This window comes from Flavobacterium sp. DG2-3 (genome assembly GCF_030730925.1).
GTDB lineage: Bacteria > Bacteroidota > Bacteroidia > Flavobacteriales > Flavobacteriaceae > Flavobacterium.
Map to the genome: position 1 here is coordinate 1 of NZ_JAVAMB010000036.1, position 12,486 is coordinate 12,486.

10 protein-coding genes are annotated in these 12,486 nt (G+C 36.2%); 4 read left to right on the forward strand and 6 right to left on the reverse strand.

The window, feature by feature from the left end:
* Positions 1 to 136: 136 nt before the first annotated feature.
* The 5 genes from Q9Q97_RS23205 to Q9Q97_RS23225 all read right to left on the reverse strand — a co-directional run bounded on the left by Q9Q97_RS23205 (position 137) and on the right by Q9Q97_RS23225 (position 6,117).
* Positions 137 to 1,210, reverse strand: coding sequence for a Gfo/Idh/MocA family protein (locus Q9Q97_RS23205; protein WP_306161522.1), 1,074 nt, complete (start codon positions 1,208 to 1,210; stop codon positions 137 to 139).
* Positions 1,211 to 1,271: 61 nt separating this feature from the next.
* Positions 1,272 to 2,495: an extracellular solute-binding protein gene (locus Q9Q97_RS23210; RefSeq protein WP_306161524.1), complete on the reverse strand. Its 1,224-nt coding sequence runs from the start codon at positions 2,493 to 2,495 to the stop codon at positions 1,272 to 1,274.
* Positions 2,495 to 3,634, reverse strand: a complete 1,140-nt coding sequence (locus Q9Q97_RS23215) for a CaiB/BaiF CoA-transferase family protein (protein WP_306161526.1) — start codon at positions 3,632 to 3,634, stop codon at positions 2,495 to 2,497. The genes Q9Q97_RS23210 and Q9Q97_RS23215 overlap by 1 nt, the downstream gene beginning before the upstream one ends.
* 195 nt (positions 3,635 to 3,829) lie before the next feature.
* Positions 3,830 to 4,972: a CaiB/BaiF CoA-transferase family protein gene (locus tag Q9Q97_RS23220; protein ID WP_306161528.1), complete on the reverse strand. Its 1,143-nt coding sequence runs from the start codon at positions 4,970 to 4,972 to the stop codon at positions 3,830 to 3,832.
* The gene (locus Q9Q97_RS23225; RefSeq protein ID WP_306161530.1) at positions 4,969 to 6,117 is read right to left on the reverse strand and encodes an ABC transporter substrate-binding protein; all 1,149 of its coding nucleotides are present in this window, start codon (positions 6,115 to 6,117) and stop codon (positions 4,969 to 4,971) included. The genes Q9Q97_RS23220 and Q9Q97_RS23225 overlap by 4 nt, the downstream gene beginning before the upstream one ends.
* A gap of 401 nt (positions 6,118 to 6,518) precedes the next feature.
* Here Q9Q97_RS23225 and Q9Q97_RS23230 point away from each other — a divergent pair, with 401 nt between their 5' ends.
* The 4 genes from Q9Q97_RS23230 to Q9Q97_RS23245 all read left to right on the forward strand — a co-directional run bounded on the left by Q9Q97_RS23230 (position 6,519) and on the right by Q9Q97_RS23245 (position 10,214).
* Positions 6,519 to 7,379, forward strand: a complete 861-nt coding sequence (locus Q9Q97_RS23230) for a fumarylacetoacetate hydrolase family protein (protein WP_306161532.1) — start codon at positions 6,519 to 6,521, stop codon at positions 7,377 to 7,379.
* A gap of 11 nt (positions 7,380 to 7,390) precedes the next feature.
* Positions 7,391 to 8,404, forward strand: a complete 1,014-nt coding sequence (locus Q9Q97_RS23235) for a zinc-binding alcohol dehydrogenase family protein (protein ID WP_306161534.1) — start codon at positions 7,391 to 7,393, stop codon at positions 8,402 to 8,404.
* Between the two features lie 169 nt (positions 8,405 to 8,573).
* Entirely contained in the window at positions 8,574 to 9,371 is a 798-nt protein-coding gene (locus Q9Q97_RS23240; RefSeq protein ID WP_306161536.1) for an SDR family oxidoreductase, read from the forward strand.
* 6 nt (positions 9,372 to 9,377) lie between these two features.
* A complete protein-coding gene (locus Q9Q97_RS23245) occupies positions 9,378 to 10,214 on the forward strand; it encodes an amidohydrolase (protein WP_306161538.1) in 837 nt (278 codons plus the stop codon).
* Between the two features lie 325 nt (positions 10,215 to 10,539).
* Here Q9Q97_RS23245 and Q9Q97_RS23250 read toward each other — a convergent pair whose 3' ends face one another.
* Entirely contained in the window at positions 10,540 to 12,210 is a 1,671-nt protein-coding gene (locus Q9Q97_RS23250) for a glycoside hydrolase family 28 protein (RefSeq protein ID WP_306161540.1), read from the reverse strand.
* Positions 12,211 to 12,486 lie beyond the last annotated feature (276 nt).

Below are 12,486 nucleotides of genomic sequence, written 5' to 3' on the forward strand. Positions count from 1 at the left end.
CTTTTATGGTTTAATTTTTGGTTTCACCATATAAGTTCATTTAATCTGCTTTGTCTAAAACTTTTATGAGCTTAAAAAAGCATTCAGCTTAAATTATCTTATATAACTTATATGGTTTCGAAATATAGTGTTTTAATTACACTTCATCAAAGGAAATGCCACCGTTTTTACTGCTGATATAACAAGCTTCGACAACTTTCATTGTACCTAAGACATCTTGAACACTAGCAGATAATACCGAGTCAGAACCTTCTTTGTAGCGCATCAGATTGGACATTGCGCCAATGAAAGCTTCAGGAAACCAAGAACCTTCCAGTTTCACTTCCGTCCATTCGTATTCATTTTCATTGTCTTTTTTCGGAAGCGCGTATTCAAAAACATCTGGCAAACCATCAGGATAGTTCATCAGCAAGCCCATTTTAGCTTTGATGGCACCTTTTGTTCCTTCCCATTTAATGTAGCTTTCTTCGTGTTTTGGCCCAAAATGATGATCGTGATTCGTATTGATTACAACATGTTTATCTTCGCCATAATCCAAAATAATAGTTGATCGGCTTGAAGATAATTTTTTCAGTGGATGTTTAGCTGTTTTTGCATAAACACCTTTCGGATTTCCTAAGAAAGAGCGAATACAGTCAATATAATGAACAGAATGAAAAAGAATTTCCAATCTTGGATGCTCTTTTATTAAAGGGAATAATTCCCAAGGCGTGTTTACCGTAACTTTAAATTCAAAATCATAAAGTTCACCAATTATTCCTTCATTAATCAAATATCTTGCAGCACTTACGAAAGACGAAAAACGAAGCTGAAAGTTAATCGCAGCAACCAAATTTTTTCTTTCGCATACTTCCACAATTTCGCGAGCCTGCGCCAAATCATTGCCCATTGGTTTCTGAATCAAAACCGCCGCACCGTCTGGCAATTGTTCTAAAATTTCGATGTATTGATCGGGTAAAACCGTAATATCGTAAACGGCGTTTGAAGGCGCGTTTTTAACTGCTTCGGCAACATTTTCAAAAACATGATCGATTTTAAATTGTTTCTGTAAATCGTATGCTTTGGAAATGGTTCTGTTGGTAATACCAAAAACTTTAAAACCAGCCATTTCATAAGCCGGAAGATGCGCATCTTTTACGATACCGCTAGCTCCGATAATAATGATCGGCTGTTCTGTTTCGGGCAGTAAAGGTTTATATGGAATATTCATTTTGTAAATATTTTTATGTTAGTTTCGACTTTGTCAAAGTTTAAAACTTTGACAAAGTTTTCTATTCTATTTTTTGAATATTAATTTGTGTTTCTTCTAATAATTGTGCCGACGGAATATCGCTGTTGATGGCTTTTAAAACCATATGATCGATAAATTCACACACTTTTGGCCAAATTGGCGTTTGTGGTAATGTCAGCGCATTTTCGTGCAGCATTTCCAACTTATGATAAAACGGAATCAAAGTATTGACTTCCTCATCTTTCCAAGTTGATTTTCTACAACCGATTCCGCCTTCTGTAGTCAATAATTTATCACTTTCAGCAGTCGTGGCAAATCGTAAAAAATCGTAGGCCAGTTTTTTGTGTTTGCTTCCTGTACCAATAGTATATAACCAATATACATTTAGTGAAGCCGTTTTATGTCCAGGATCGGATGGGAGAGAAGTAATGTCGATTTTTCCTTTGACTTTCGATTCTTCGATCACTTCTGCCATCGAAGCAAAGCCAAACCAATTGATCGCCATTGCCGCTTGCCCTTCGGCGAAAGCCAAACCTGCTTCAACAGAACCAAAATCTTTTGATTTGGGATGAACAGCGTTTTTGTCATTCACAATTTCTCTGTAAAAATCTAAAGCTTCAATTGCCGCTTTACTATTAATCGAAATTTGGTTTTTATTATTGATTAAAGAGCCTCCGCGTGTCCATAATTGCAAGCAGAAATCGAAAACCATGTTATGTCCATCTGGATAATTGGCAAAAATACAGCCGTACAGATTTTCTTCTGGTCGATTAAAGAAAGTTGCAATTTCTTGAAATTCCTTCCACGTTTTTGGTGTTGAAAGTTCATAGCCAAATTGCTTTTTGAAATTTTCTTTTTCGGTTTCATTTTCAAATAAATCCTTTCTGTAAATCAAACATTCCGGCCCATCATGAAATGGAAGTCCGTATGTTCCATTATCAATTTTCTGCAAATGCAAAAGCGATTTGTGCCAGCCGTGCGGATAATTTTCAGGCGGATTTTGTGAAATAAAGGAATATAAATCTAGAACCGCTTTTTCATGTACAGCATCAAAAATCCAATCGGTATTAAGGTGTGCAATATCCCATTTTCCTTCTTTTAAACCCTTTTTTGTAATAGTGGTTTCATACAAATCATGAAGCTCCATCGGAATCATTTCGGCTTCAATTTTTATATTGTTTTGAAGACAAAAGGCATCCCAAAGCTTTTGAAGTGTACTTTCGAAAGGATCGAATTTTCGTACGGCGATTCTAATTTTTTCCATCAGCAGTCTATAAATTCTTTAATAATTCGTTCGTTGTCCTGACCTAGTTTCGGCGAACCTTTTCCAGAAGTCAGATATTCGCCGTCAATTTTTATCGGACAGCGTGTAGTTTTGTAACTGTAGCCATCAAGCATTTCTACGTCTTGCGTGAAATTCAGAACTTTAAACCCGTCCTCTGCAAAAAGCTGCTGATAGTTTAAAACTCCCGCACACCAAATGTCTGCTGGTTCTAAAATATCCAGCCAAAATTGTGTTTCCTGAGTATGCAAATGATCGGCAAGAATATTTTTGATTTCGTCTCTTAGCGTAAATTTATTTTCTGGGAAAGCCAATAAAGCATCACATTTTAAAAGCGAAGCCAAAACAGGAATGGATCCCATAGCCAAAGCTAAATAACCGTTTTTAGTTTTGTAAATTCCGTATGGCGCACCCAAATAGGCGTGCGCATTATTGGTTTTGGTACGAACAGGCAATTCGCCTCCGTCATTAAAAAAGGTTGTAATCGTTTCAAACTGAAAATCAAAAGCCGATTCCAGCATACTTACCTGAACTTGCGCTCCAATATTGTGAGTTGCTTTTCGGTATAAAGCGGCTAAAATACCTTGTGCCAAATGCGCTCCAGCCAGCATATCTACAATTGACAATCCCATTGGTACAGGACCGTCTTCCTGATTGCCGCTCAGCCACGTTAAAGCCGTTAAAGACTGTAAAAGCAAATCCTGTCCCGGTAAATCTTTCAAATCTGGATGTTCTCCAAAACCAGAAATCGAACCGTAAATCACATTCGGATTTATAGTTTTCACTTCTTCATAACTTAAGCCAATGCGTTCCATAACTCCAGGTCTGAAATTATGCATTACAACATCGGCTTTAGCCAATAATTTTTTTAATTTTTGAAGTTCCTCAGGCTGTTTAAAATCAATGGCAAACGATTCTTTATTTCTGTTTATCGTATGAAAAACAGACGACTCGCCATTCATAATCAAGTCTGAAGTATATAGGGTTCGGCAGATATCTCCCGTTCCCGGTTTTTCAATTTTTATCACGCGCGCACCCAAATCGGCAAGACGCAAACTCGCTGAAGGCCCCGAAAGAAACTGACTGAAATCTACAATTAAATAATCTTCTAATGGTTTCATTTTTTGTTAACCGTTTTATCTGTTTAATCGTTTTTAATTAACATTTAAAATCTAATTTGATCTGCCTAAATCTTTTAAAATCTGCGTGAAATACTTTTTGCGAATAGATTTTCACGCAGATTTGCACAGATTAAAGTAGATATCGCAGATTTTAATTTCCATTTTGAGTATAATTAAAAAATAATTTTAACCGAATTATTGAATAAAGGCTGCATGTATTGCTACATTATCCTGACCCACTTTTGGCGCTGCTTTTTCGCTAAGTAAAATTTCACCGTCCAACTGAATCGGACTTCTGGTTGTAACCAAAGTTTCACCTTCTGTATTTTTTACAGTTTGTTTCAACTGTAATTCCTCAATAAAAGGCTGATTGTCCAATTCTTCGTAATTGAAAACTTTGCCGCACCAAATGCCTTCTTTCTGTAAAATTTCAATCCAGTAATCAGACGTTTGGGTTTGAATTTTTTCGCTCAAAATTGTTCTAATTTCATCCCGTTTTTCAAACCATAAATGCTTATCCGCAAACGGACTTAAATCCAAGCCAAGCGTTTTTCCAATAAAAAGCAAATCCCCCATGGCGAGAGACAAAAAGCCGTCTTGCGTTTGGTAAACTCCGTATGGCGCGCTTAAAAAAGCATGCGCGCTTCCTTTAATATCGCCTCTTTCAGGCAATTGACCGCCGTCGTTTAAGAAAGAAGTAATCGCTTCAAACTGAACGTCAAGAATTGATTCTAACAAACTTACTTCAACCAAAACGCCTTTTTTGGTTTTAGCTCTTTTTAAAAGTGCTGCTAAAATTCCCTGCACAAAATGATTGCCACACATTAAATCGGCAACCGCCAATCCAAACGGAACTGGGCCTTGACTTTTGCGTCCGCTCAACCAGCTTAAACCCGAAAGCGATTGCAATAATAAATCCTGTCCCGGTTTTTTTGCCCATGGACCTTCATTGCCGTAACCTGTAATCGTTCCATAAATAATCTGCGGATTAATGGCTAATGTATTTTCAAAATCCAAACCGATTTTTTCCATCACGCCCGGTCTGAAATTATGCGTCATAATATCAGCTTTTTCGATTAGTTTTTTTATTAAAACCAAATCGTCAGGATTTTTTAAATCGGCTGCAAAAGATTCTTTATTTCTATTAATTGTATGAAAAAGTAGACTGCTGTCGTCTACAAACAAATCTTTAATACTCAATTGTCTGCAGGCTTCCCCTTTTACAGGACGTTCGATTTTGATCACGCGTGCGCCCAAATCAGCCAGTTTTAATCCGGCTGAAGGTCCCGCCAAAAACTGGCAGAATTCCAGAACAATTAATCCTTCTAAAGGTCTCATATCGTCTGAATTTTTAGAGATTCTGCATAAAGTCCGTTCATTTCTTCTAGGACTTTATCTTCATCTCCGCCGTACATTAAATAATTGCGGACAACATCTCCGGCGTGATCTTGAAAATACATGTGGCCGTAATATCTCGGACGTAAAAATGCGCGTTGTAAAGTTGGCAATGTGTTTTTGAAATAATCGTGTGTCAAATCGTTCAATCGGTCACTTTTCCAAGCTTCCAAATGTCCTGGCTGACCGCCATTATCCGTATATAAATTCTGCTGAATTTCGGAAGATCCTGTAAAATCAGCGTAACGAATCGCTTCGCCAATATGCTGACTGAAAGATGAAACCGCTAAACCAGTTCCGCCAAGCGAAGAAATCATTGGTTTGTCATTTAAACTCACCAAATCAAAAAAGTGCAATAGATTTTTGCTGTAGCCAACTCTCGAATAATTAGAATATCCGTAGGCAAAAGGGCAGTAAGCGATTTCGTTTGAATTCACCATTGCTTCATAAACCTGAATTGGATTTCTGTTAAAGTTTTTAGGATCAATTAACTGCGCTAATTCTCTAAACATTTGAAGCGCTTTTTTTCCTGTAGTTTCAGAAATAACTTTTTCTTCAGAAAGAAAAGGAGCTTCTCCCAAACTGCAGCAAAACATGTAGAAACTCATCAAAACATCAACTGGAATTCCCGCAAAAGCTACCAAGCCTTTTTTCGCCAAAGCCAATAAATCTTCATAAGTTTTTGGCACTTCTAGATTGTTCTTTTCTAAAATATCTAATCTTGCAGATGCTACAGGAGTTGCAGCATCAATAGGCAATGCCCATAATTTATTGTGAAAAACGTAACTACCGTAAGACTTTCCAACGGTATTGCGTTCCTGATCTTTAATATAATCTCCTGATAAATAATCGGATAACGGAAGAATTGCTTTTGTCTGTGCTCCAAATCCAGTCCAAGGATGGTCGATTACCAATAAATCAAATCTTTTAGCAAGATCTTCAATCGAAGCATCGGCAAATTCTTGTAAACTTCTTTTCTCCCAAGAAATTTCAATTTCTGGATGTAATTCTGTAAAACGCTGCGATGTGGCAACCATTGGAAGCAAACCTCTTGTATGGTTCCAAGTTATGCCTTTTAATTTTATCATTTTATAGGGATTTTGGGTAGTGAATGTTAGTTGGAAATAATAAATGTAAAAAATACAATTACAAAAGTAGAAATAAGATTGAAATGAGCAAGAAATCCCGTGTTTATTAACTATTCTTTTTTGCTGAAAAGGTTATTTAGGCTGTTAATTTTTACAAACCGTATAAAAAATGTTATAAAATTTTGAACGATGACTATTTTAAGAGCAGAAAAATAAAATAGATCGCGGTTATTAATTTAGAAAAAGTATTTTTGTAATTGTATTTTTTACATTTATTATTTTTGATTCCTTTTTTTAGCGAATTTAAAATTGGTAAATGCTGAAAGATTTACGAAAAATAAAAGATTGGATGGCTTTCTATCCTCAAAAAAATATAAACTAACAACTAAAAATATACGATTATGAAATTAATACGTTTTGGAGAAATCGGAAAAGAAAAGCCTGGCGTTATTATCGGAGAAAAAAGATATGATGTTTCTTCGATTGTAACCGATTTTAACGAAAGTTTCTTTGAAGAGAATGGATTGGAAAAATTACAAAAAGCATTAGATAGCAATCCGTCTCTGCCAGAAGTAGACGCTTCGGTACGTTTGGGATCGCCTGTTGCAAGACCTTCAAAAATTATCTGTATTGGTTTAAATTACATTGATCACTGTAAAGAAACCAATGCCCCGATTCCGACCGAACCTATAATCTTTTTTAAATCGACAACTTCTTTGTGCGGTCCAGATGACGATTTGATCATTCCTAAAAACAGTGAAAAAACCGATTGGGAGGTAGAATTGGCTTTTGTAGTAGGTAAAAAGGCAAGTTATGTCGAAGAAGCAGAAGCTTTAGATTATGTTGCGGGTTATGCTTTATTGAATGATTATAGCGAAAGAGCTTTTCAGTTGGAGCGTGGCGGGCAATGGGCAAAAGGAAAAGGGAGCGACACTTTTGCGCCTCTTGGACCATTTTTGGCAACCAAAGATGAAGTTGCCGATGTTGACAATTTAAAAATGTGGCTGACGGTAAATGGTAAAAAATACCAAGATAGCAATACGCTGAATTTAGTTTTCAAAATACCTTATTTGGTGCATTATTTAAGCCAGTTTATGACTTTGCTTCCAGGCGATATTATTAGTACGGGAACGCCTCCGGGAGTTGGTTTAGGAATCAAACCAGATCCAGTTTATATTAAAGCGGGAGATGTTATCGAACTGGGAATTGAAGGTTTAGGAACGAGCAAACAGAAAGCTGTTGCGTATCAAAATATAAATTAAGAAAGTATAAAATGAAATATATTGTTTGCGAAAAACCACAGGAATTTCTATTAAAAGAAACTGCTATTCCAGAACCAAAAGAAGGTGAGGTTTTATTGAAAATTAAAAGAATCGGAATTTGCGGAACTGATATTCACGCTTTTGGCGGAACTCAGCCGTATTTTGAATATCCAAGAATTTTAGGGCACGAATTGGCTGCTGAATATGTAAAAGGAAATGCAGAAGGTTTTAAATCAGGTGATAAAGTCACTTTTATTCCGTATTTTAACTGTGGAAAATGTGTGGCATGCCGTAACGGATTGACAAATTGCTGCGTGAATATCAAAGTTTTTGGAGTACATATTGACGGTGGAATGGCCGAATATGTTTCGATTCCAGAACAATATTTACTGCACGGTCAAGGTTTGGATTATGACGAATTGGCTTTGGTAGAACCTCTAGCAATTGCAGCACATGGAGTGAGAAGAGCGGCCGTAAAACCAACGGATACAGTTTTAGTAATGGGAGCAGGACCAATCGGAATTGGTTTGATTCAGTTTGCTAAAATCGCCGGAGCAAAAGTGATCGTAATGGATATTAATGACTATCGTTTGAATTTCTGTAAAACAGAATTAAATGCAGACGAAACTATTAATCCGTTAAACGATGATGTTGCTGCGAAATTGGCTGAATTGACAAACGGAGATATGGCAAATGTGGTTATTGATGCGACTGGAAATCAGAAAGTAATGAACAGCGCTTTCAATTATATTTCGCATGGCGGAAGATTTGTTTTAGTCGGACTTCAAAAAGGAGAATTGAGTTTCAGTCATCCGGATTTTCACAAAAGAGAATCGACTTTAATGAGCAGCCGTAACGCAACAATCGAAGATTTTGAATATGTAATGAAATGCCTGAAAGAAGGAAAAATCGATCCGAAAAAATACATTACACACAGAACAAGTTTTGACGAAATGATTACTGATTTTAAGAATCTGACCGATCCTAAAAACAATGTGATCAAGGCGTTGATTGAGATAGAATAGGGATACAAATAAAGATTTTTGCCCACAGTTTGTCATCCTGACGAAGGAAGGATCTCCACAAGTAGCTCGACAATCTAAATCGACAATCTTTGCGGAGTTCCTTGCGGAGATTTCTCCTTCGTCGAAATGACAAAAATGAGGAAAACTTTAACTTTAAATAACCACAAAAATGAATTTAAACTTAAAAGATAAAATAGTCGTTGTTTCTGGATCAGCTGGAAAAGAAGGCAGTATCGGAGAAACGATTATCAACCGCCTAGCAGACGAAGGCGCGATTCCAGTTTTGGTAGATCGAAATGCAAGAGGTTTCGCTTACGCGGAAAAACTTCAAAATAGAGGTGTTAATTCGTTATTTGTTCAAACCGATGTGACAGATCCTGTTGCAATGGAAAATGCTGTGAAAGTTGTCGCTGCAAAATACGGAAGAATCGATGCTATCATCAATAACGTTGGAGTAAACGACGGCGCAGGATTAGATTCAAGCTACGAAGATTTCATGAATTCTTTGAAACTGAATGTGGCAAGTTATTTTCTTTTAGCTAAATATTCGCTTCCCTATTTAAAAGAATCAAAAGGAAATATTTTAAATATTGGTTCAAAAGTGGCTTTAACGGGGCAGGGTGGCACTTCTGGTTACGCTGCTGCGAAAGGTGGCGTTTTAGGTCTAACAAGAGAATGGGCTGTAGATTTGATTCAGTTTGGAATCCGTTCGAATGCTATTATTATTGCTGAAAGTTATACTCCAGCCTATGAAGATTGGATTAAAACATTGGAAGACGGAGAAAACGTTTTAAAGAAAATCAATAAAAGTATTCCGTTTGAAGGCAGAATGACTAAAACAGAAGAAATTGCGGATACGGCGCTTTTCATCATTTCAGAAAGATCATCGCATACTACGGGACAATTTGTTTTTGTGGATGGAGGTTACGTACATTTAGACCGCGCATTAATTAGCGATGTTAACTAAGAAATTATGAGTAAAAGAATAGATTCACATCAGCATTTTTGGAAGTTTGATCCCGTTCGAGACAGTTGGATTGACGAAACGATGGCTGTAATTCAGAGAGATTTTCTGCCAAATGATCTTTTGACCGAACTTCAGAATAATCAGTTTGAAGGTTGTGTTGCCGTACAGGCAAGTGAATCAGAAGAAGAAACCAATTTTTTATTGGATTTGGCTTCCAAAAATGATTTTATAAAAGGCGTTGTCGGCTGGATCGATTTACGAGCTGAAAATATTCAAGACCGTCTAAGTTTTTATTCGAATTATAAAACCCTGAAAGGTTTCAGACATGTTGTACAGGGCGAACCAGATGATTTCATGTACGGAACAGATTTCCGTAACGGAATTGCAGCTTTAAAAGCATTCGATTATACGTACGATATACTAATTTTCCATCGTCAATTGCCAGCGGCGATAAGTCTTGTAAAAGATTTTCCGAACCAAAGATTTGTGATTGACCATATTGCAAAACCAGATATTAAATCAGGCGATATAGATTCATGGAAAAAAGCAATAGGAGAAATTTCAAAATACGACAACGTTTGGTGCAAAATCTCCGGAATGGTCACAGAAGCCGATTGGAATAAATGGAAGCCAGCAGATTTGAAACCTTATTTGGATGTTATTTTTGATAATTTTTCTGTTGACAAATTAATGTACGGTTCAGACTGGCCGGTCTTGAATGTCGCTTCCGATTATAATGAGGTTGTAAAAACATTAGAAGATTATATCTTGAAGTTTTCTGTAGAAGACCAGAATAAGATTTGGTCTGAGAATGCAATTTCATTCTACAATTTAAATGATTAGTAGCTTCGGAGAAGCTAAATATTTATAGCAGGAAATACAGGTTTACAATATAAAGCTCCAGCGGAGCGACATGTTTTTTACAATTATATGTCGCTCCGCTGGAGCTTTTTCCCCATTTTGTTTTATTAATATTCTATAAATATTTTGCTCCGCTGGAGCAATAAATAACTTGCCGAGGTTTCGGGGTATGTTTAAATAAAGATTATCAATAAAAACAAACACGCCAAGTCACAAAGAATAAAAAAACTTTGCGACTAGGCGTCTTTGCGAGAACTATTTAACATCCAGCTAAATTGAACTTAAATAACTTATATGGTTCAAAATTTTAAAACTTAACCGCTTTCTTAGGAACATCTTTTCCAATAGTAGTAGTTTTAGATAAACCACTCAAATCGATATTTTTAGTTGTTGCACCATCAATAGTTATCGCATTCGATGAACCAGGATTAAATTCTACTTTCTTCAAAGAAAGATTTTGAACATTATAAATTTCGAACGCATTTTTACCTTCAATATCCAATTGCGCATTGCTGATTTTAATTCCATTTGCATCAATAATAGAAAAACCTTTTTGAGATTTCGCAATCAGGTTTGAAATCTCAATATTTTCCAAATTCATTTCAGGAAGACCTTGTAAAAATACCGCTTGCTGTGCGCCTTTAATCGTAATATTTTTAATCGAAATATTTTTAAACTGAGGCGTTTCTTCGTTTACAGGAACTAATTTTGTTGTAACCGTATTTCCACCTTCCGCTAACGTTTCAGCGATGGATTTTCCGCCATAATACAAATCAAACGAAATCGCCTGAGACGGGATATCCGTCATAAAAACATCTGAAATAAAGATATTTTCTACCACGCCGCCACGTCCTCGTGTACTTTTGAAACGAAGACCAACATCAGTTCCCATAAAAGTACAGTTGGAAACATGCAGATTTTTTACACCACCTGACATTTCGCTTCCCACTGTTACACCGCCGTGTCCGTGATAGACGATATTATTTTTCACAATAATATTTTCGCAGGCAACACCGCGATCACGTCCGTCTTTATCTTTTCCAGATTTAATACAGATCGCATCGTCACCGACATCAAAACTAGAATTTTCGATAATTACGTTTTTGCAAGATTCTACATCCAGTCCGTCGCCATTTTGAGAAAACCACGGATTACGGACCGTTACATTTCGAACAATTAAATCTTCAATTAACAACGGATGAAGATTCCAAGCTGGCGAATTTTGAAAAACAGGACCATCAAACAGCACTCTTTTACTATTCTGAATACTCACCAAAACAGGACGAAGAAAATCGTGAATCGCTTCAAAATCTTCTTTCGTTTTTAGATCATGACGCACATTTTGATCGGCACCTTTCGCACCTTTTAAATATTGTTCAGAAGGATACCAACTGTCTTTCTTTTCATTTAAAACACCGCCAGAAGCTACAAATTTCTTCCATTGTTCGTCGGTCAGTTTACTCTTTTTAACTTGTCTCCAAGCTTCACCAGAACCATCCCAAACGCCATTTCCTGTAAAAGCAACATTTTCTAAATTTTTCCCATAAATAGGAGAGATACAACGCCAAGTATTTAAACCTTCAAAGCTTGTTTCTATAATTGGGTATAAAGTTTTATCAGTTGAAAATTTAATCAAAGCACCCGTTTGCGCATGCAGTTCAATATTGCTTTTTAAAATAATCGGACCAGTTAACCAGATTCCAGGTGGAATGATCAATTTACCTCCGCCTTTTTTTGAAAGAGCATCAATAGCATCGGCAAAAGCTTTGGTATTCAAAACGTAACCGCCGTTCACCGCTCCAAAATCTTTTAGATTTACTGTATTAGCTGGAATAACAGGTTCGTTAACTTTCGGCATTTTGAATTCAACATTGGCATAAGTATCGTACGAGGAGCTTTGAGCATTTACATTTTTTGACCCCAGGCAAAGCATAATTGCCATTGCAAGAGAAAAAAGATTTAGTCGGTTGGTTTTCATTGTTAGTAAAATTTTGGTGTTATTTTTATAAATGTGAAAAATTACTTCTCACATAAATAGCAATAGTTAAATGTAATCGATTACACAAATCTATTAAAAAAAGTTTAGAAAATAGAATTGCGGTGAAAGTTTTGAACCATATAAGTAATTTAAGTTCAATTTAAAGTTTTTAATTGTTTTTCTCAGTTCTTAAGTACTGTTTGTCATTTCTGTAAAAGTCATTTATTTCGGTAACAGATTTTTCATATCAATTGGTGTTTTTCCATCAATTCCCTG

Excerpts from the sequence above, each read along its gene's own strand:
- Q9Q97_RS23230 (WP_306161532.1), top strand. The coding sequence starts at position 6,519 with ATGAAATTAATACGTTTTGGAGAAATCGGAAAAGAAAAGCCTGGCGTT.
- Q9Q97_RS23240 (WP_306161536.1), top strand. The coding sequence starts at position 8,574 with ATGAATTTAAACTTAAAAGATAAAATAGTCGTTGTTTCTGGATCAGCT.
- Q9Q97_RS23225 (WP_306161530.1), bottom strand. The coding sequence starts at position 6,117 with ATGATAAAATTAAAAGGCATAACTTGGAACCATACAAGAGGTTTGCTT.
- Q9Q97_RS23245 (WP_306161538.1), top strand. The coding sequence starts at position 9,378 with ATGAGTAAAAGAATAGATTCACATCAGCATTTTTGGAAGTTTGATCCC.
- Q9Q97_RS23210 (WP_306161524.1), bottom strand. The coding sequence starts at position 2,495 with ATGGAAAAAATTAGAATCGCCGTACGAAAATTCGATCCTTTCGAAAGT.
- Q9Q97_RS23220 (WP_306161528.1), bottom strand. The coding sequence starts at position 4,972 with ATGAGACCTTTAGAAGGATTAATTGTTCTGGAATTCTGCCAGTTTTTG.
- Q9Q97_RS23205 (WP_306161522.1), bottom strand. The coding sequence starts at position 1,210 with ATGAATATTCCATATAAACCTTTACTGCCCGAAACAGAACAGCCGATC.
- Q9Q97_RS23215 (WP_306161526.1), bottom strand. The coding sequence starts at position 3,634 with ATGAAACCATTAGAAGATTATTTAATTGTAGATTTCAGTCAGTTTCTT.
- Q9Q97_RS23235 (WP_306161534.1), top strand. The coding sequence starts at position 7,391 with ATGAAATATATTGTTTGCGAAAAACCACAGGAATTTCTATTAAAAGAA.
- Q9Q97_RS23250 (WP_306161540.1), bottom strand. The coding sequence starts at position 12,210 with ATGAAAACCAACCGACTAAATCTTTTTTCTCTTGCAATGGCAATTATG.